The sequence below is a fragment of the Mesobacillus sp. MER 48 genome (genome assembly GCF_023714225.1).
Lineage (GTDB): Bacteria > Bacillota > Bacilli > Bacillales > Cytobacillaceae > Mesobacillus > Mesobacillus oceanisediminis_A.
In genome coordinates this window covers 47,215-66,822 of record NZ_JAMAUR010000001.1, presented here as the reverse complement: position 1 = coordinate 66,822, position 19,608 = coordinate 47,215, and the positions used below count along the sequence as shown (strand labels likewise).

The 19,608-nt window shown below is 44.0% G+C and carries 18 protein-coding genes; 2 read left to right on the top strand and 16 right to left on the bottom strand.

The genetic code is table 11. The features are described 5' to 3' along the window. Positions 1-4: 4 nt before the first annotated feature. The 15 genes from M3593_RS00325 to M3593_RS00255 all read right to left on the bottom strand — a co-directional run bounded on the left by M3593_RS00325 (position 5) and on the right by M3593_RS00255 (position 16,760). Entirely contained in the window at positions 5-1,522 is a 1,518-nt protein-coding gene (locus M3593_RS00325) for a class I adenylate-forming enzyme family protein (RefSeq protein ID WP_251540100.1), read from the bottom strand. A 42-nt stretch (positions 1,523-1,564) separates the two neighbouring features. Beyond that, positions 1,565-2,461, bottom strand: coding sequence for an MBL fold metallo-hydrolase (locus M3593_RS00320; protein ID WP_353056074.1), 897 nt, complete (start codon positions 2,459-2,461; stop codon positions 1,565-1,567). 88 nt (positions 2,462-2,549) lie between these two features. Continuing rightward, positions 2,550-3,542, bottom strand: coding sequence for a phosphotriesterase family protein (locus tag M3593_RS00315; protein ID WP_251541203.1), 993 nt, complete (start codon positions 3,540-3,542; stop codon positions 2,550-2,552). A 22-nt stretch (positions 3,543-3,564) separates the two neighbouring features. Then, positions 3,565-4,539, bottom strand: a complete 975-nt coding sequence (locus tag M3593_RS00310; RefSeq protein WP_251541201.1) for a quinone oxidoreductase family protein — start codon at positions 4,537-4,539, stop codon at positions 3,565-3,567. A gap of 11 nt (positions 4,540-4,550) precedes the next feature. After that, a complete protein-coding gene (locus M3593_RS00305; protein ID WP_144481018.1) occupies positions 4,551-5,339 on the bottom strand; it encodes an enoyl-CoA hydratase/isomerase family protein in 789 nt (262 codons plus the stop codon). Positions 5,340-5,362: 23 nt separating this feature from the next. Then, complete coding sequence (locus tag M3593_RS00300) at positions 5,363-6,142, bottom strand: SDR family NAD(P)-dependent oxidoreductase (RefSeq protein ID WP_144481016.1); 780 nt, start codon at positions 6,140-6,142, stop codon at positions 5,363-5,365. A 46-nt stretch (positions 6,143-6,188) separates the two neighbouring features. Next, positions 6,189-6,590 (bottom strand): acyl-CoA thioesterase, encoded by a 402-nt coding sequence (locus M3593_RS00295; RefSeq protein ID WP_144481014.1) that lies wholly within the window; start codon positions 6,588-6,590, stop codon positions 6,189-6,191. Between the two features lie 88 nt (positions 6,591-6,678). Further along, positions 6,679-7,242, bottom strand: coding sequence for a TetR/AcrR family transcriptional regulator (locus M3593_RS00290; protein ID WP_251540097.1), 564 nt, complete (start codon positions 7,240-7,242; stop codon positions 6,679-6,681). An 84-nt stretch (positions 7,243-7,326) separates the two neighbouring features. After that, positions 7,327-8,940 (bottom strand): long-chain-fatty-acid--CoA ligase, encoded by a 1,614-nt coding sequence (locus tag M3593_RS00285; RefSeq protein WP_251540095.1) that lies wholly within the window; start codon positions 8,938-8,940, stop codon positions 7,327-7,329. A 28-nt stretch (positions 8,941-8,968) separates the two neighbouring features. Next, entirely contained in the window at positions 8,969-9,721 is a 753-nt protein-coding gene (locus M3593_RS00280) for an SDR family NAD(P)-dependent oxidoreductase (protein WP_251540093.1), read from the bottom strand. 148 nt (positions 9,722-9,869) lie between these two features. Further along, the gene (locus tag M3593_RS00275; protein WP_251540091.1) at positions 9,870-10,649 is read right to left on the bottom strand and encodes a class I SAM-dependent methyltransferase; all 780 of its coding nucleotides are present in this window, start codon (positions 10,647-10,649) and stop codon (positions 9,870-9,872) included. Positions 10,650-10,668: 19 nt separating this feature from the next. After that, positions 10,669-11,163, bottom strand: coding sequence for an NUDIX hydrolase (locus M3593_RS00270; protein WP_251540089.1), 495 nt, complete (start codon positions 11,161-11,163; stop codon positions 10,669-10,671). 129 nt (positions 11,164-11,292) lie between these two features. After that, a complete protein-coding gene (locus tag M3593_RS00265) occupies positions 11,293-12,354 on the bottom strand; it encodes a DUF3900 domain-containing protein (protein ID WP_251540087.1) in 1,062 nt (353 codons plus the stop codon). A 126-nt stretch (positions 12,355-12,480) separates the two neighbouring features. Then, a complete protein-coding gene (locus M3593_RS00260) occupies positions 12,481-15,618 on the bottom strand; it encodes an AAA family ATPase (protein ID WP_251540085.1) in 3,138 nt (1,045 codons plus the stop codon). Further along, the gene (locus M3593_RS00255; protein WP_144480997.1) at positions 15,615-16,760 is read right to left on the bottom strand and encodes an exonuclease SbcCD subunit D; all 1,146 of its coding nucleotides are present in this window, start codon (positions 16,758-16,760) and stop codon (positions 15,615-15,617) included. The genes M3593_RS00260 and M3593_RS00255 overlap by 4 nt, the downstream gene beginning before the upstream one ends. Positions 16,761-17,014: 254 nt before the next feature. On the opposite strand from M3593_RS00255, the gene M3593_RS23930 reads away from it, so the two are divergent. Further along, positions 17,015-17,857, top strand: coding sequence for an STAS domain-containing protein (locus tag M3593_RS23930; RefSeq protein WP_285847862.1), 843 nt, complete (start codon positions 17,015-17,017; stop codon positions 17,855-17,857). A 79-nt stretch (positions 17,858-17,936) separates the two neighbouring features. Here the strand turns inward: M3593_RS23930 and M3593_RS00245 are convergent, their stop codons facing one another. Further along, positions 17,937-19,190 (bottom strand): ATP-binding protein, encoded by a 1,254-nt coding sequence (locus tag M3593_RS00245; RefSeq protein WP_251540083.1) that lies wholly within the window; start codon positions 19,188-19,190, stop codon positions 17,937-17,939. 130 nt (positions 19,191-19,320) lie between these two features. Between M3593_RS00245 and M3593_RS00240 the strand changes: the two genes are divergently transcribed. Beyond that, positions 19,321-19,482, top strand: a complete 162-nt coding sequence (locus tag M3593_RS00240) for a hypothetical protein (RefSeq protein WP_186326881.1) — start codon at positions 19,321-19,323, stop codon at positions 19,480-19,482. Positions 19,483-19,608: the final 126 nt, after the last annotated feature.

Here is a 19,608-nt window from a genome sequence, read left to right as displayed (position 1 = left end):
AGTTTTAATGTGTGTGAATATTTGCAGCGGTTTCTCTTAGTCTAGTTTTAAGAATTTTACCGACACCATTCCGTGGCAATGATTCCATGAAGACAATCCTTTTTGGTGTCTTATTCCTTGCAAGGTGATCCTGGCAGTATTGAATCAGTTCCTCTTCTGACGGATCGGTTTCGGGATTTCTCACTACACAAGCAACAATCTCCTCGCCCATCCTTTCATCAGGAACACCTATGACAGCGGCTTCCGAGACAGACTCATGTGCATTCAGCAGTTCCTCGATGTCACGGGGATAGATATTGAAACCGCCCCTGATCACCAGATCTTTTTTTCGGTCGACGATAAAAAGATATCCATCTTCATCAACTTTCGCCATGTCGCCAGTATGCAGCCATCCATCCCTGATGACTCGGTTTGTTTCTTCTTTGTTCTGATAATAACCGGGTGTTACGTTGTCACCGGAAACAAGCAGTTCGCCGACATCCCCGGTCGGCACCTCCCTGCCCTCGTCATCAATGATTTTTATCTGGACCTCGGGAATCGGGATTCCGACTGAGCCAGGCTTAATGTCGATTTTTTTATTATGTGCGGTAACGATGGGGGCAGCTTCAGATAATCCATAGCCCTCCAACACCTTCGCATCAAATCTTTGGCGGAAACCATTCAACAGTGCTATTGGCAGTGGGGCCGAGCCGGAACCAATCCATTCCAAAGAAGAAGTATCATATTGATCAGCCTTCGGACTTCCAACCATAGCGTGAATCATGGCAGGCACTGCTGAGAAGGACCTTACTTTGTATGTCTCTATGGCTTTGAAAATTTCCTGCGGATCAAATCTTGAGAAGACAACAATAGAACTCCCTGTTAAATAGCACGTATTAGAGATGGTCAGGCCATATACGTGCGCTAACGGGAGGACGCCGATTGTAACGCCTCTGTCGGTTTCGTTATGGGCTGCAGAGTTAACGGCATTGGTGTAGAGATTTTTGTGGGTCAACAGAACGCCTTTTGGACTTCCGGTCGTTCCAGAGGTGTATAAAATGACAGCGGTATCGTTCTGATGGACATTTTCTTCGTTGGCAAATGAGTCCACAGACATAAGGTCATATAGATTGACCATCTCATCGCTGCCTGGAAGATCGGCAACAACAAGGAGCGGCTTCACTTCGAGCTCCGCAATGGCCTTCTTCATATTTTCTGCTGTATAAGCAGAGGCAATCACAACTTTCGCCTGGCAGTTTTTAATAATATACTGGATTTCTTTTGGATGAAGGGTGAACATGATTGGAACGATCACGGCGCCGCTTCTGGTAATTCCCTGATAGGAAAAAATTACTTCAGGGTTGTTTGGCATACAGACAACAACCCTGTCACCATTTTCGACGCCAAGTTTCCTGAGACCATTTGCGATTTGGTCAGCATATTTTTTTGTTTCAACATTGGAAAACTCCTGATCCTGATAAAAAATAAATGGATATTCACCATATTCACTAATATTGTTTTCAAGCAGATCTGCAAGTTTCATATAACCCTCCCCTTTTCAAAAAGAAAGATAGGCCAAGCGACTTCACAGCAATCGATAATAAAAAATGGAGTTTCGTTTCTCTTTCATCACCTCATCTCGTGCTTCCATCAAATCGAGATGCCCCTGAATTTGCGAGAGTCCGAGAAAAACAATCGGCCCTTTAAGATGCGGGTATATTTCCTGGCAAATCTCGTAAACATTCTTATCCCGCTCCTTCAACAGCCGATGGATCTGCTGGCAGCGGGCATCTTGTTGGTCTAACCTTTTTCCAATCAGTTCAATATGCCCCGTGAAAGGCTTTCCATGTCCCGAGTAACACTTTCCGAGTTGCAGATCTCTGGACCGACGCAGTGATTCCCTATACTGGATCAATGGAGAAGGCCGTTCTTTCTTCCCGGGTGGAGGAGGCTCAATAAAAGCATTAACGGCAAGCTCAGGGATAATATGGTCACCGACAAAGGTAATTCCTTTTTGTTCATTTACCAGCAGGATATCCGTCTGGCTATGGCCGGGAACATGCAGGACCTTGTAAGGTTTTCCTCCTATGTAGACTTCTTCTCCTTCGCTAATATAATGGACATCACGCCAGATTTCTTCTTTGTATTTACGGGTATGCTGATGAACGGAAGGATTTGCTCCGCACTGTCTGATGAAGTCATTAAAAAAATCGTTCAATCTATTAAACTCTGTTTCGCCTCCGGTGATCACCGGTTCGGCCAGCTCATGTACGTACACCGGGAGTCCGGCTTCCTCTTGAATCAAACTGACACCGCCAGAATGGTCCGTGTGCATATGCGTAACAATCATATGATCAAAATCACTAAATGCCAGTTTATGTTCTTTTAAGAGAGCTTTGAGCTGGTAAAAGGATTTCTTACCTGGGTTGCCTGTGTCGATAAGTGTTGCTGTTTCGCCCAGAACCGCGTATACGACGACGATTCCTTCAGAAAAAGGCGAATCCAGAGTCAGTGGTATGATTTTTTGGATAGGTCATCGCCCCTTTCTTATAGAATCAAGGTTTAGCATTCTAGGAAATTACATTTACGGATGATCCCGTGAATAAACCAATTGCATTTCCGCCAAGCATCTTATCGATTTGTGCCTCAGTCACTCCGTTTTCCCTCAGCTGCGGCAGGATATTGGTGAAAATATGGCCTGGCTGCCAGTTCTCCATGATTTTTGCTGCCTGTTCAGGCATAACAGGAGGACGCCCGAGCCAGATATTCACAGTATCATGGGCGAGTAAAATCTGGTCCTCAAATCCGGCATTAAGCAAAGCAAGAAGAGTCTGTACCCGTTGCTGATCGAACGGTGCTCCCACCATCCCCTGGAGGCCAAAGCGGTCAAAGCCGATTCTTACACCCTGGTCAAGCACTTGCTTGTGATATTCAGGGTCGGTATTCCCGCACATATGGCCAATAATTATTTTTCCTGGATCCGCACCATTTTCCATCAAAAGCCGAACCTGTTCTGGACCCATTGTACCTTCCTGTGTATGCGTCAATATCACAGCTCCTGTTTCCTGCTGGATGCGAGCTCCTGCACGGAAGAACATTTTTTCGTATTCGGTGATTTCATCTTTGCTTGATGCCAATTTGATGACTCCTGGCTTGATTCCTGTACCGGCAATGCCTTCGGACAGCTCCTTTTTGAACATTTCATAGATCTCTTCTTCAGCTGTACCCATTGCCTGCCTGAATTTGAAATAGGGGGTTGCCCCTTCGCCTTCATAATAATAGCCTGTTGCACAGATGATCTGAAGTCCGGTCGCCTCAGAAATTTTCTTTAAAAATTCCGGGTTTCTGCCACACTCATTTGGGGTCGGATCCACGACAGTCCGGACACCGAAGCTCTGCATATGCCTGGCAATGTTGATTGCCTCTTCCAACGCTGCTTCCTCATTGAAAGCACCTAGCGTCACATCTCCCTGGAAGCCTGGATAGCCAAAGATAAAGTGTTCATGAATCAAAGTCTTTCCCAATTGCTCTGCATTAATTGGACCGGTTACCGTATTGATCATAGCCAAACTGCTGCACCCCTTTTTAAGGTTTTAAAATCAGCTTTCCTTTTGTTTGCCGGGACTGTAAAAGGCGGTGGACTTCTGCTGCCTGTTCGAGCGGGTAAACACCACCGATTGTCAGCTTAAGCTGCCCCTCCGATATAAACCTGAGCATTTCTGCCATGCTTGATTGAATCAATGCCGGCTTCCTCATAATTTGAGGAAGGAAAAAACCAATGACAGATTGGTTTCTGGCCATCAAAGATGATGGATAAAACCTGCTCTGCTCTCCGCTGGCTACACCATAGATGACAAGCCGGCCAAATGTAGCAAGACATTTTAGCGTCTTGTTGAAGATCTCGCCGCCAGCCATTTCAAGGGCAACGTCCACCCCTTTGCCGCCGGTTGCTTCCAGGACCTTTTCTTCCCATCCCTGTTCGGTATAATTTATTAAAACATCCGCACCCAGTTCAGCTGCGAGCGCCAGTTTCTCCTGATTGCTAGCGGTTGCTATTACTTTGCCAGCCCCTAATAGCTTGGCGAGTTGGACAGCAAGAGTGCCAACCCCGCCGGCCGCAGCATGGACTAAAACGGTTTCTTCTTTTTCCAGCCGCCCCATCGTTTTGAGAATGTGATAGGCACTCAATCCCTGCAGCGGCAATGCGGCTGCCTGTTCAAAGTCCATATTATCCTGCAAGGGGATCAGGCCTCGGCAATCGGCCAACGCGTACTCAGCGTAGCCTCCGGATTCGATCAGCGTCACAACGCGGTCACCCGGTTTTACATTCGTTACTGAATCCCCAGCTTCAATTACTACACCAGCAATTTCTGCTCCAGGGAGAAATGGCAGTTTCGTAGGTACTACATACTGGCCTTCTCTTCTTGCAGTGTCAGCATAGTTAACGCCAATCGCATGGATTTCGATTAAGACTTGTTGCCCTTTTGGAATTGGCCGATCCAGTTCGACTGTCTGCAGTACTTCTGGTCCGCCGTATTCTGTAAATTGAATTGCTTTCATCATGATCCTCCTCAGTTGCCTGTAAATTTAGGTTTCCTTTTTTCCTTAAAAGCTGCGATACCCTCCTGATGGTCCTCTGTTGAAACCATCATCGTCTGTGTTATCCGTTCCTGCTCAAGGATTTCCTCTAATGATGCGGTCATTGAATGGTCCACCAGCTTCTTGATCATGCCATACGTCCTTGTTGGCCCATTGGCAAGCTTGCCGGCCAGTTTTAACGTTTCTTCTTGGAGATTTTCCAATGGCACAAGGTAGTTGATGACTCCCAACTGGTATAAGCGTTCTGCTGGTACAGGCTCTGCGGTGAACATAAATTGTTTTGCCAGGTGCGGTCCAACCAGCCGCGGGACAAAATAGGATCCGCCTCCATCAGAAACCAGGCCTACCTGGGAAAAACTCAGGGCAAATTTGCTGTCGTTCGCTGCAATGATCAAATCGCATGCCAATGCCAGGTTGAAGCCAGCGCCGGCAGCAAAACCATGTACCTCAGCGATGATTGGCTTCTCAGTATCCTTAATGGTGAGAATGCATTCATTCAATTTGCCGATATGGTCATAAACGCCGACGGCATTTGCCTGTCCCATTGTCTTCACATCTCCTCCGGCACTGAAGGATCGGCCAGAGCCTGACAGCACGATTACTTTGACATTGGGATCCTCCTGGGCCTTCCGGATTTCATCTGTCAGTCCGAAAATCATTTCTGGGCTGAAAGCATTCAGGCTCTCTGGCCTGTTAAGTGTCAATGAAAGAACTGCACCGCTTCTGTTAACCATTAAATGGTCACTTGTTTTTACATTCATCAATCGTCACCCTTTCATATTTTCTATTTGATTAACCATCCGCCATCGACAAGGACATCTGAACCCGTCATATAGGATGCTTCCTGTGAGGCAAGAAAAGCGATGACACTTGCAATTTCTTCAGGCCTGCCTGCTCGTTTCATCGCAGTATTTTTCCTGATCGCCTTCACGAATTGTTCATTCTTCATGCCTTCCTCCGTTAAAGGGGTTTCGACAAAACCAGGGGATACAGAATTGACCCTGATTCCAAACGGAGATAATTCCAGAGCCAATGCTCTAGTGAAATTGATGACACCGGCTTTTGCGGCACTATAATGAGGAATATGGGCGCCTGCCTGATGTCCCGATAACGAAGCGACATTTACTATGGAACGGCTTTGCAACTTTCCTTCCTCCAGACTTGCCTTTTTTGCCATGAAACTGCCCAATACTTTTGAAACAAGGAATACACTTCTAAGATTCGTATTTTGGACAAAGTCCCAGTCGCTTGTCGATGTGTCCATGATTTTTGAATGTACAGAGCCGCCCGCATTATTTATGAGGACATGCAAGTCTCCAAATTGTTCTTGAACATAGTCAGCTAATTCACTGATGTCTTCCTCATCGGTCACATCTGCAGGGAAAATTTCTGCTCTAGGGAGTTTATGGGCAATGTTTATTTCATGAGCTGCTGCTTCAAGCTTTGATTTTGTCCTACCTACCAAAATCACTTTTGCCCCCTCTGCAGCCAATCTAGAAGCAGCTGCCTTTCCTATTCCGCTGCCGGCTCCTGTAATAAGTGCTACCGTTTCTGAGAACCTCAAACCTTGCACCCCCCGTAATGAATTAAAATACAAAATATTCAGTTTTTTAAACGGATAAAAAATAGCTCTTTAATCCTTCTTTGAGCAATTCCGGCAAAACTTCACTTCTCTGATTTTTAAAATCATAATGCACAATGATGGCATTTCCCTTTGCGATCAGCTCATTCGTCTGCGAGCAAACGATGTCATGCTCAAGCTGGAAGCTTTTTGTCCCGATTCTTGACACATATGTCTTCACAGTCAAAAGCTGGTCAAAATATCCCTGGCTGATAAAATCGCATTTAGTTGATGCTAGTATGAACTTCCAATCATCCAATTCCATGTTGTAGCCCAATGATTCGAAAAAGCGGATTCTTGCCTCTTCAAGATAGACAAAATAGCTCGTATTATTAATATGTCCCAAGGCATCCGTCTCGCCAAAACGAGCCTGGACCTGAACTTCCTGCATCCTTTTCTCCTCACTTTCCCCCTACTGACCGGTTGGTATGTAAAGGATATGGGAAGAGGCTTATAAAAGCCCCTTCCTATTTTATTCTTCAGTTGATCTCGATCCCCTTTAAGATCATTTCGACAAATATCTCCGCTACTTCCCTGTCAGATACCTTTCCATCTGGATTAAACCACTGATAACTCCAGTTAGCAGCACCAAGAATACCAAAGGTAACAATGACTGGATTTAAATCCTTACGGAGTTCACCGTTTTCGATTCCTTCCCGGATCAGCCGTTCCACGTTCAGCCTGAATTCATCCCGTTTGGCGATTATCTGTGCCAGTCTGGCATCACTTAAATGCCGCATCTCCCTGAAGAAGATTTTTGCTGATGCCCCTTTTGATTTAATGCTGCTGATCAGCATATAGACGATATCGAACAATTTTTGTTTGCTTGTCGATTGATCAGCCAATATCTGTTCCTGTCTGCCGAGCAATTCGTCTATATATCTCAGGTGGATATCCATCAGAAGTTCTTCTTTGCTGGAAAAATAATAATAGAAAGACCCTTTTGTAACTCCAATTGAATCCACGATATCCTGGATGGATGTTTCACTGAAGCCTTTTTTTTCGAATAATTTTATGCTGTACTCGGTTATTTTCTCTTTCACTTTGCTGTCCTCGCATTCCTACTAGTCTGCATAAAAAAATTATACCATATTTTACCCCCTGTCCCTTCTAGATCAATGGAGTTATTAACTTTTTAATAATTCCTCTCTCAGAGCCCTGCGCAATATCTTGCCAACACTTGTTTTTGGCAGCTGATCACGGAATTCAACCACGTTAGGCACCTTATAGGCCGCCATATTCTTTCGGCAAAACTCCTTGATTCCAGCTTCATCCGCTTCCTTACCTTCCTTCAGGACGATGACGGCTTTCACGGCTTCACCCCGATATTCATCAGGAATTCCGATGACTACTGCCTCCTGTACGGCAGGGTGCTCATAGAGTACTTCCTCTATATCACGGGGATAGATATTATAGCCGCTCGCGATAATCATGTCTTTTTTTCGGTCGACAATATACAGGTAGCCATCTTCATCAACTCTTGCGATATCTCCTGTATATAACCAGCCATTTCGCAAGGTGGTTGCTGTTTCCTCGGGCATATTCCAATAACCCTTCATAATCTGTGGACCTTTTATGATTACTTCCCCTAGTTCCCCCACTGGTACTTCTTCTGTCCCGGAAGCCAGGTCCACGACCTTGTACTCAGTTGATGGCATGCCGATTCCGACACTTCCTGGCTTTCTCTCGGCAAAACTTGGATTGCAATGTGTTGTCGGCGATGCTTCGGAAAGGCCGTAGCCCTCCAGAATTTTCGAACCCGTTTTCCTTTCGAATTCCCGAAGAAGCTCAACAGGCATGGGCGCACTGCCGCTGTTGCATAATTCAATGCTGCCGATTCCGTACTCCTCGGCTTTTGGATGGTTTGTGATCGCAACATACATTGTCGGGACGCCCGGGAACATCGTCGGCTGCTCATTTTTAATTGTATTAAGTACCTCTTCCAGGTCAAAACGAGGCAGCAAAATGATCTCTGCTCCCGTATAGATTGACAGATTCATACAAGCGGTCATGCCAAAAACATGAAATAACGGAATGACTGTCAAGGAACGCTCTTTTCCAAATTTTATATCATGCTTAAAAAACTCATGTGACTGCAGTACATTTGCAAGAAGATTATGGTGGGTCAGCATAGCACCTTTGGATCTTCCTGTCGTTCCGCCTGTATATTGCAATACTGCCACATCCTCGGCAGGATCCACATCCACGACTGAGATCCTGCCGCTGCTTTCTGATAGAAAAGGCTCAAATCTTGTGTCAGGACTAAAATTATGCTCAGAAGGCTGGAGGCTGGCTACTATAATATTCTTTAATTTGGTAGATGCCTGAACACTTTTGACTTTTTGATAAAGAGCATCAAAAACAACAATTGTTTCTGCGCCAGAATCATTCAAGATATATTCCAGCTCACGTTCCACAGACATAGGGTTAACCTGGGTGACGACTGCCCCGGCAGTCAGGGTGCCATAATAAGAAATAACATATTGAGGACAATTTGGAAGCATGATCGCCACCCTGTCACCTGATTCAACACCTCTATTTTGAAGTGCTGATGCGAAATGTGTTGCACTTTGTAATAATTGTTCATAGCTGATCTTCCTGCCATAAAACGAAAGTGCATTGTTTTGAGGATACTTTCCTGCAGATTCACGAAGCATTTGCGGCAAAGATTTTTCAGGCAGAGTGATAGTGGCTGCAATGGAGTCAGGGTACTTGGAAAGCCAGACGTTTTTCTCGCTCATTTCTATTCCTCCATTCATAAATTTTATGCTAAAATGTCAGCCCACCGCCGTCGACTGACAACGTCGCACCAGTTATAAAAGATGCTTCATCAGAGGCAAGGAACAAAACCGCGTTCGCAACCTCTTCAGGTGTCCCGATTCTTCCCAGTGCATTTGCCCTTGAAATGATCGGCCATTTCCTAACATCATTCTTCCAGCCTTCGATGATTTGTGTATCGATGACTCCTGGTGCAATGGCATTCACACGAATGTTGTCACTGCCGTATTCCAGTGCTGCATTTTTAGTCAGCAGAACTACCCCTGCTTTCGATGCATTATAGGCAGCGAGATATTTCTGGCCTTTGAGCCCAAGCAGGCTTGATGTATTGATGATTGCACCGCCGCCAGCCTTTTTCAGATGAGGAACAGCATGTTTAATTCCGAGAAAAACCCCTTTAAGATTAATATCGATGATCCGATCCCATTCTTCTTCATCGAGATCGACACTTTTAACATCAGGATGTCCGATGCCGGCATTATTAAAGAGGATATCCAGCTGTCCGAAAGAATCCACAGCGGCGGATATAAGACTTTGCATCTGGTTGGAATCGCTTACATTGGTTTCGTGAAAAAAAGCGGTTCCTCCCTGCTGCTCAATCAGCTTTGCAGTTTCCCTCCCGCCTTCTGCATTTAAGTCTGCGATGGCAACCTTCGCTCCTTCTCTTACAAAGGCCATAGCGGCTGCTCGGCCAATTCCGCTGGCACCACCAGTAATGATGGCTGTTTTGTTGGCTAATCTCATTGACTTCCCCCTTATCATAATCTACTAACCGGTCGGTATGTAATTTCAACTTTATTATAACGTTTATATTGAAATATTCAACTATTAGTCTAAATATTCTAAAAATAAAATGCCGCCTTAGAAAAGATCTAAGGCGGCATCATTAAAACTATACGTTTAGTTTGACTGCTCTGGTAGCGACAAAGCACTTAATAAACTCATCCAGCGGCCTTCTGCTCCCGAAATCGTCCTCGTATAGACCGGTAATCATCATTCCGGCATCAATTTGGCCTTGTATTTGGTCCTCTAATGTATGCCAGAATTCCACTGTTTCATTTAATCTGATATATTCTTCTTTTTGCTGAATGGTCAAATTATCAAGTGTCGAACCTGGTATTTTGTTTTTAACTACCAGGTTTCCTTTTCTGTCTTCATCATCATCAAAGATGAATAACAGCGGATTTGTGAAACCAGAAATTAACGTCCCTTTGTCTTTCAGTACTCTTGAAGCTTCGTTCCAGACTGGTCTTACATCTTCTACGAAAACATTTGCCACAGGATGGACGATGAGGTCAAACTCCTCATTACTGAATGCTGAAAGATCAGTCATACTGCATTGCAGTGTCTTCAGGTTAAGCCCATCTCTTTTTGCAACGAATTCATCCTGTTCCAGCTGCTTTGCAGAAATGTCGACAACAATTACATCAGCTCCAGCTGCTGCCAAAACTGGCCCCTGCTGTCCGCCGCCTGAAGCAAGACAAAGTACCTTCAATCCTGCCAGAGAATCTGGAAACCAGCTTCGCGGTACGGGCTTTCCGGTAGTTACGGTGATTTGCCAATCGCCTGCCCGGCTCTTTTCAATCACCTCTTTTGAGACCGCTTTAGTATAAACAGCTCCTTCTTCAACCTTCTTGTCCCAGGCCCGGCTGTTTTGCTTAATTGCATCCATACATTTCACCCTTACTATCTTAGTTTCGTTTTTTCGTGGCACAGCCTAAAATATGTTCATACAAATCATGCCAGTCGTGATAAAATTCCTGCACCCTATTTTGGTCAATAAAAACCCTTTCAGTTGATTCAAATCCTGCCTCAAAATCATGGATTTCGGTAATGTTCATTGAGTAAAAAACCTGGAAACCAATCTTTGGATATGGACTATTTTCATTCCAATGAAGATTTTCACTATGATCTACAATCACATGTCCCAGGAGGCTGCAGTCTCCTTCCACATAGGCCTCTTCCATCGTCTCACGTCTGAAACACTCCTCAGGAGACTCATCAGGCTCAATATGTCCGCCTGTCATATCCCAGCCACAGTGGTTCAGCTTTACCAACAGCAGGTTTTTTCCAAGAAAGCAAAAACCGTGGACACTGGTGATCAAATTGACCGGCGGCAGCTGGTTAGTTTCTTTCCAGGTCAATTTTACTCTCGACTCTCCCCAATTCACATATGTAGAGACCAATCTGTGCCACCTCATACTAACTTATTCTATCATTCTACTTACCAAGTATACCCATAAAATGGAATGGTTGACAATATAAAAAGAAGGGCATCGAATCATCGATACCCACAATATTCTATGAACTTGTCTCTAGCCTTTTTGTCTTATTTTTTCAACTACTGTGCCGATTTCATCAGGTTTCGCAAATTCGACTGGCGAAAAACCTTTTTCAAAGGTAACTGTATCTGCTTCAATTATTAAGACATATTTTCCATTTAATTTTGCCAGGTGAATGCTGTCACCATAGTCTGCAAGCAATCCTTTTACTGAAACATGATCAAGCTTCATTTTTAACTCGAGCTCGGGTGTATGCTCGATTAGTTGCGCCGCAGCCTCGATGACTTGTTCTGGTTCAAACCGCTCCTGCAGCTCCCGTTTTTCGCTGGCCGCCCAGATTTCCATGGCGTTTTCGAGCTGCTCACGCTCTTCACTTTCCGGTTCGAATGTATCTTCCATGTGGCCGCGGACCATCTCGATGACTTGAGTTTTCACGATTTCGGGCATCGACTGGCCATATTCAACATATTTCAGAAAATCCTCAAAATAACGTGCATGAGAAGACTGGTTGATTTTAAGTTCATTATCCTGGATCATCCCTTCTTCAGGCATGAAAGGATACTGGATTGACTTCATATTCTTCGTCGTAATGGCCATTTCTACCTGACGGATCAATGTGGATTCATCAGAAATGGAAGCTACTTTTGGTTCGAAGTCACATTTCAGGATGAAAACAAACGCATCATCAAAATATTTGCGTAGCTTCGCCCTTGCTACAATGAATGCACCTCCGCGGACAGCACTTGTATCCACATAGGCAATAGCGAACTTCTCACTCTCCTGCTGGAAATCATCCTTTGATTCCGCAAACCGTGCCCGGTGAAAAAGATTATAGTTTGGGTTTGAGGTAAGGTCATGCCCTTCCTCAACAATGAAGTAGCCGATCTTTGTTGGAACTTCATCCGTTTTGGGATGTCTTTCGACCTTTCGTTTTACGATTTTTGTGAACTCACCATCCAGGAAATCTTTTAAAGGACTATTTTCATACTCTTCCTCGTTCAATGTCTGGAAATGCTTGTACCTTTTATCTGCCTGATCGCCTTTGCCTTCTACCTGCACAACGTAGAATGAAAGGTATTGAACTTCAAATTCCATGATCTATCTCCCTGCTGACTATATTTGATGATTGCTCAATAAAAGCTGATTTAGCTTTGCTGAGTTTTATAGACTTTTCTTTAAGCGTGAAAATACAGCACCTATTTCAAGATGCTGTATTCTTCGTTAATTCATTAACATAAACTGAGTTTTGCTTCCTGTTTGTGTAGAGATAACCTCAAGCCTTGCATCAATTCGTTCCTTTAGTTCTGGAACGTGAGATATGATGCCGACAAGGCGTCCGCTGCTCTGGATATCGATCAATGCTTCAATTGCCTGATCAAGCGATTCTGGATCAAGCGTTCCGAATCCTTCATCAATGAACATGGTCTCAAGCGAAACTCCGCCGGCGTAGTTCTGTACCACATCCGCAAGGCCTAGGGCCAGTGAAAGGGCCGCCTTGAAGCTCTCACCCCCAGAAAGGGTCTTGACATGCCTTTCCTGCCCTGTGTAAGCATCAAGTACCAGCAGTTCCAGACCACTTTGAACATTGCCTTTTGAACGGTCCGTTTTCCTCAATAATCTGTATCGGCCGCTTGTCATCTTATGCAGCCTGACATTGGCCTCCCGAAGAATATCATCGAGGAAAGCAGCAAGGACGAAGCGTTCAAATGTAACTCTATAAGTGTTCTGTCCTTTGGAGATTTCGAATAGATGACCGACTAATTTGTACTTTTCCTCAAGCTGCTTCATTTGTTCATTCAATGTGATAACCTGTATAAAAATAGACTGATTATCACGTTTTTTTAGATTGAGATCCTGGAATGCCTCATCAGCTTCTTTAATCTTTTGATTCAGTTCTGCGAAACCAGTTTGAAGTGTTTCCAGATCAGGCTTTTTAACATCCTTCAACATTTCCGAGAGTTCTGTAAAACGGTCCCTGACAGATCTCAATTCTTCGCGATAATTTCTTACTTCTGTTTCAAGTCGCAGGATTGCCTGCTCAGGGACCTTCGCCTGGTGATATGCCTGGTAATTTTCAAATCCCTGGGCTGTCATGTTGTTTTTAAACGTTTCCCGTTCTTCGGCCAACTTCGCTTCGATTTCATTCAAACGCTTCTCAGCCTCTTCAAGACGGGCTTTCTCAGTCCCTAGCAATTCCCTGGCATCCTGGAAGTTCTTTCGGGCCTGTTCCATTTCCTGGTCAAGCTGTTTCTGCTGCAGTTCTGCAGATTGAAGCTTTGCTTCGAATGCTTGCAGTGAACGGAGTTGTTCCGGTATTTTGTCTGTCATTCTCTCCAGCGTGGTCTTCTTTTCGGTATACTGGATGATCAGTTTTTGGAATCCTTCTTCAAGCTCTTTTAATTGCTGTTGCAATTTTTCCCTGCCTTCATCATATCTCTTGATTTCTGCTCTGATTTTTTCAAGTTCTTTTTGCTTTATAGCGAGTCGATTCTGCTCTTTTTTAAGCTTTTCAATATCAGCCTCTGTCATGAGGATGACATCCGATGTCTGATCAATTTCAAAGCCAGGACGGAAACCAATGATTTCAGCCATTAATTCGTCGCTATTTGCGTTTAATGACCTTAAAGTTGTTTCTGCTTCAATAAAGGCTTTTTCAAAAGTACTCTTTTCTTTCTCGAGAACGGAAACCTTCTCCCGTGCGGCTTTTAAATCCTCTTCGTTTGGGATGAAGCCTTCGCTTGCTCTTGCAGGAACCGGATGATGTTCGGATCCGCAGACCGGGCAGGCACTGCCTTCCTGCAGTTTCCCGGCCAAAACGGCCGCCTGGGAATGCAGCCACTTTTGCTCCAGCTCTTCTGCTGCGGCTTTTCCATCATTGTGATGAGCAACAGCCTGGTTAAGTTGTCCTCTGTTTTTTTCATAATTTGTTTGTGCCATTTGAGTTTTCTGAGTCTGGTTTTTAAATTTAATTAGCTTGTCCAACTCGCGCAGCAGCTTTTCTAATTGCCGGTCATTCTCAAGAAAAGTAAATTGAGCCTTTTCCGCCTCTTCTTTCTCCATTTGCAGAACCTTTAGACGCTCTTCTGCTGTCTTCAGGGAATGTTCACCCTTTTCACGTTCCTGCTTTTTGGAATCAAGGGATGCTTTCATTTCCTTGACCCTGGAATCGGTACTATCAAATGCCAGGACTTCTTCTCTCATATTCTTAAGCAGGTTCACTTGTTCTGCTGCAGCTGTTCTCTCAGGTTCACGTTCAATTTGTCTTTGGTTTTCCTGTTCAGCCTCTTTCAGTTTCCTTGATAACTGTCCAATTCGCTGGGTTATCTGTGAGACCTGGTTCGTCATTGAATCAAAATCTGCCTTCAGCCTGTGGCAAAGCTGTTCCTGGGCATCGAGCAGGGCAGCTTTTTTGGCAAGTACAGTCTGCGTTTCTTTTTCTGCAAACAAGGATTGCTGGGATTCCAGTTTTTCCTTCGCTGTTTTCAAGGTATCAAGGGATTGAATCTGTTTCAAAGTGGCTTCGGCCTCGAACAAGCGCTGCTGCATTTGATCGCGGTCTTTTTGAAGCTTTTCACGGTCCTTAGCAAGTTCCCGAAGCTTGCTCTCCATAGCATCGATTTCGTTTTTCAAAAGCGGAAGAATAAGGGTGTCATTCACACTACCAGCATCAATCAGTTCTTTGAGCTCATCGTTTTCAACTGCTTTAATGCTTCGCAGCTGAGCGTTCCTTTTTTCTACCTGGTCCTCTACCGTCTTTTTTAAGAGTGTTGCTTCTTCTCTTAATTTTTCTTCCACTCTTTTATAAATTTCAGTATGGAATAACCTTTGCAGGATGACTTCTTTTTCTTTGCTGTCAGAAGTCAGCAGCTTCCGGAATTCTCCCTGCGGAATCATTAGGATTTGGCGGAATTGGTTGCTGTCAATGATCATAATTTCCTTTATTTTTTCATCTGCTTCACGAACATTGGAAGCCAGCAGCTGGATATCACCATTTCCGTCGATCAGATAAAGCTCTGCCTTTGCTCCGACGGTGGTTGTTCCTTCCCCAGATTTCTTTTTCCTCTCCTGTTGCGGGGACCGCGTGATCCGGTATGTCTTTTGGCGCAAGGAAAAATCGAGGGAGACTTCAGTGAGGACATCATCATCAGCGAACTGGCTGCGCAAGTCAGGGCCATTCCTGTCTTCCCCGCTTGCCTTTCCATAAATCGCATAACTGATACCATCGAATATCGTTGTCTTCCCGGCACCAGTTTTACCGGAAATGACAAACATTGTCCTGTTTGCGAGCTCTTTAAAATCAATCGTTTCCGTACCGGCATATGGGCCAAAAGCCTGCATCGTCAGTTTAAGAGGTTTCATTTCTGTCCCTCCTCTTTTAACACTTTACCAATCACGTCAGTCATGATACCGCGCTTCTCCTCAGTGAATTCACTAGTCGTCATTTCCTTGTAGAACTGTTCAAAAAGCTCAAGCTCGGATTTTTTTTCTTCCCTGATGGAGGTGAAGCGCTGCCTGTGCTTCTGGTCGATGGATTCGATTTTTCGTTCAAGATGCAGGACATTAGGAAAGACCTGGCGCAGCTTGCCCATTGGGTCAATCATCGCTCCGTCATCCAGCAAAGTCACTTTCAAATAATCCATTGTGTTTTCTTTTTCATAAAAAGAAGGGTCCAAAAGCTGTTCAAGATGTCCTTCCAATTCACGCATATCCTGCTTGGGTTTGAGGCTCTTATATCTCATTTCGAAGCTTCCATTATCATTCACTTCGACAATTGAGACAGACTTTCGCTGTTTCGCCTCTGAAAACGAATATTTTAAGAGTGATCCGGAGTATTTGACCTTGTCATGTTTTATCGCATCAGGACTGTGTAGGTGCCCCAGTGCCGTGTACGAGAATGGATCAAATAAATCCTGTGTCACACAGCCAGAACCACCTACTGAAAGCGCGCGTTCAGAGTCACAGGAATCCCCTCCAAGAACGAAAGCATGTCCGACAAAAACATTCGGTTCGTTCGGATTCAGGTTTTCTTCTATTTTACCGATAAGTGCTTTCATAGCATCCTGATGGGAATGGATCGAAGTATCGCCAAGCAGGTGGCGCACTACACCGGGTTCAGCGTACGGAATCAGATGAAAATTGACCCCGTTGATATGTACAGGGTTAAAATCATTGGTCAATTTGCCAGTAAGGTAAAAATGATTATGACGGTACCATGAGCTGCCGAATGACAGTCGTTCTGCACTGTCGTGGTTCCCTGCTATCGCTACTACTGGCGTATTCAACTCGACATTGATCCTGAAAAGAATTTCATCGAGCAGCTCAACTGCATCAGTCGGCGGAACAGATCTGTCATATAGATCCCCAGCGATCACAACTGCGTCAGGCTGTTCCTCAGCAACAAGATCAACAAATTGATTCAATACCTCCCGCTGGTCTTCTGTCATATAGATGCCATGGACAAGCTTTCCAAGATGCCAATCACCTGTATGAATAAATTTCATGTTCATCCTCCCCCGATTAAAATTTCCATATCTCTCTCTCTTTTTCTACTGTGTAATTTGAATGCTATTATTATATCAAACACAAAAATTTAATGGGCATTCAAATTAAGGAAATGGAAGCGAACTAATGTTCTTGTTTGATTTTACCAGAAGATCATGTCATCTTCCACCGTAACAGAAAACATAGAAATTTGACTTTTAGGCAGCAGTCTTGAAGAATAGAGTTATCAATAACCAATAAAGCAGGGATTGAAATGGATCAAAAAACAGAAGCGTTATACCAGTTTTTGGTGGACAATGCGACAGACTTTACGCAGGATTGGCTAAAACGCCAGCGGATCATAACAGGCTCTGATTACTCAGCTGATGCTCCTCCTGAAATCATGAACAGGGTTAAGGAACAAAATTCGAATTATGTACGCCTGGTGGCTAAGTCGCTTTACCAGACTGAGGAAGAGATGAAGGAGACCATTTCGGCTTGGACGAGCCAGACTGCTTCAGACCGGATCAAGTCCAAAACAGATTTGACGGAAGTTGCCTGGAATTCAGGTGTATTCCGCCGCGTCTATTGGGAGTATGTGCAAAAGTTTGTCAGCGAAACGGATCTGGAAGTTACATTGGATGATGTTTTTACCTGGGAAAAAAAGCTGAATTATACGCTTGATTATGTATTTGAAACCTTTATTATCGTTTTCATGGAAATTCTCATGAACCGGCTTGCCTCCCAGGCAACTCTGATAAAGGAGTTGAGTGCACCTGTCATTACGCTTACAAAAGAAGTTGGCCTTCTGCCGTTAATCGGCGAAATTGACACAACCAGAGCAAAAGGTTTAATGGAATCCACGCTTTCCCAGAGTGTTGATGCCAAAATTAAATCACTGATCCTCGACCTTTCAGGGGTCGTGATGGTCGATACTATGGTCGCCCATGAGATCTTTAAATTAATGGACGCCTTGAAATTGATTGGCGTGCGAACAATTGTAACAGGCATCCGGCCGGAAGTTGCTCAAACGGCGGTGCAGCTCGGAATTAACTTTTCTGATATTACAACGGAAGGAAATCTTCAGAATGTCATCAGAAAAATAATCCAACGTTAAAAACCTGCCAGTTTTGGCAGGCTTTTTTCTTCAGGAGGAGAAACTCCGTCGACATAGGCTGTATTGAGACAATTTAACTTTAATCTGGCTTATCATCGAAATGATTAAAACGGATATGGAAAGTCGCCCCTTTGCCGACCTGGCTTTTAATTTCGACTTTCCCCTTCATTGCCCGAATGATGCTGAATGTCACCATCATTCCCAGACCTGTTCCTTGCTGCCCTTTTGTTGTATAGTATGGCTCACCAAGGCGGGTGATTTGTTCGTTGGTCATTCCGATTCCCGTATCCCTGACAAGAATATGGACAACACTTCCAGTACGGAAGGTCTGCACGGTCAATTCTCCTCCATCCGGCATCGCCTCAAGGGCATTTTTAATCAGATTGATGAAAGCCTGTTGAAACTTTGATCGGTCCCCCGAAATGGTTAAACGTGAAGTGTATTTTTTTCTGACTTCCACTCCGTTCAGATTAGCAAGCGGCTTCAACACGTTAAGTACTTGATTCAATTCTTTTTCTATGTCGATTTCTTCGACCTTTTCAAACGCTGGCCTGGCAAAAGTAAGATAATCATTGATGACTTCTTCTGCGCGATTCAGTTCCTCGACTGCAATATGGATGAATTCTTTTTTCTTTTCATCAGGATAATCCTGTTCGCTGAGAAGCTGCAGGAATCCCTTTACTGTTGTAAGAGGGTTTCGGATTTCGTGGGAGATTGCTGCACTAAGATGGCTGACAGCCTCAATTTTATCAGCCTTCGCAAGCCGCTGGCGAATTAACAATGTTTGCTTGATGGTCTCAATTGAATAACTGACCAGGCCAGATGTAAGCGCCGGGATCAAAATAAAGCTGAGCCAAGCTTCAGGGTGCCTGATAGGTTGATTGACCACCGTCACCATTTGCATCAAAACGAACGAAGTCATGACAGTCAAAATGATTGATACACCGACCCGCTGATTGATGGTAAGCCTGTTAAACCACGAATGCATCCATTTTAAAATGAAAGCAAGAGTGGTAAACACCAAGACCGATATCCAAAACCCATCATTAATCCCTAAAAACCCTCTCATCAATATAGTTAGACCTGCAAACAGAAAGCTATGGCCGGCATAAAGACTACCTAAGATCATGGGCACCTGGCGAAGGTCAAAGCTGATACCATCCTGGACCTGCACTGAAAAAATATAACATGTAAAAATAGCAATAACGAAATAGACTAATTCAAGATTTTTTCGACTTTCTTCTTTCACTTGCCTTTCCATGATTAACTGCGTAAAAAAAAGAAGGACAAGAAGAAGTGAAAGATTCATTAATAAATGCTTGGTAATTTCCACTGCAACACCACCATAAATAGTCATTAAAATAGTATTATAAACCAGTGACCAGCGCAAACTTTATCCATTTTAGCCTATCCATTCCATAATATTTACCTTATATTAGAAATTATAGAAGGGGGAGGTACCGATGTCTTGGATAATAATTGTGTTACTGCTGCTGATTTTGATTGATATCGTAAGATTACATAGAAAAATAGATAAGCTCACTCATTTTTTGAAACCAGAAACACCGCCAACCAATGAGGACATTGAGAATATGCTACTTTCGCAGGATGATAATAATCAATAATGTGTTTAAGAGAGGGAGGTTCTTTTTAAAAGTTTATTAAACTGTCCGTCAACATTATGATGACGGACAGTTTTGCGAGTATCTCGGAGTTTTTTGTCCATCATGCTCCCGATGACGGACAGTTTT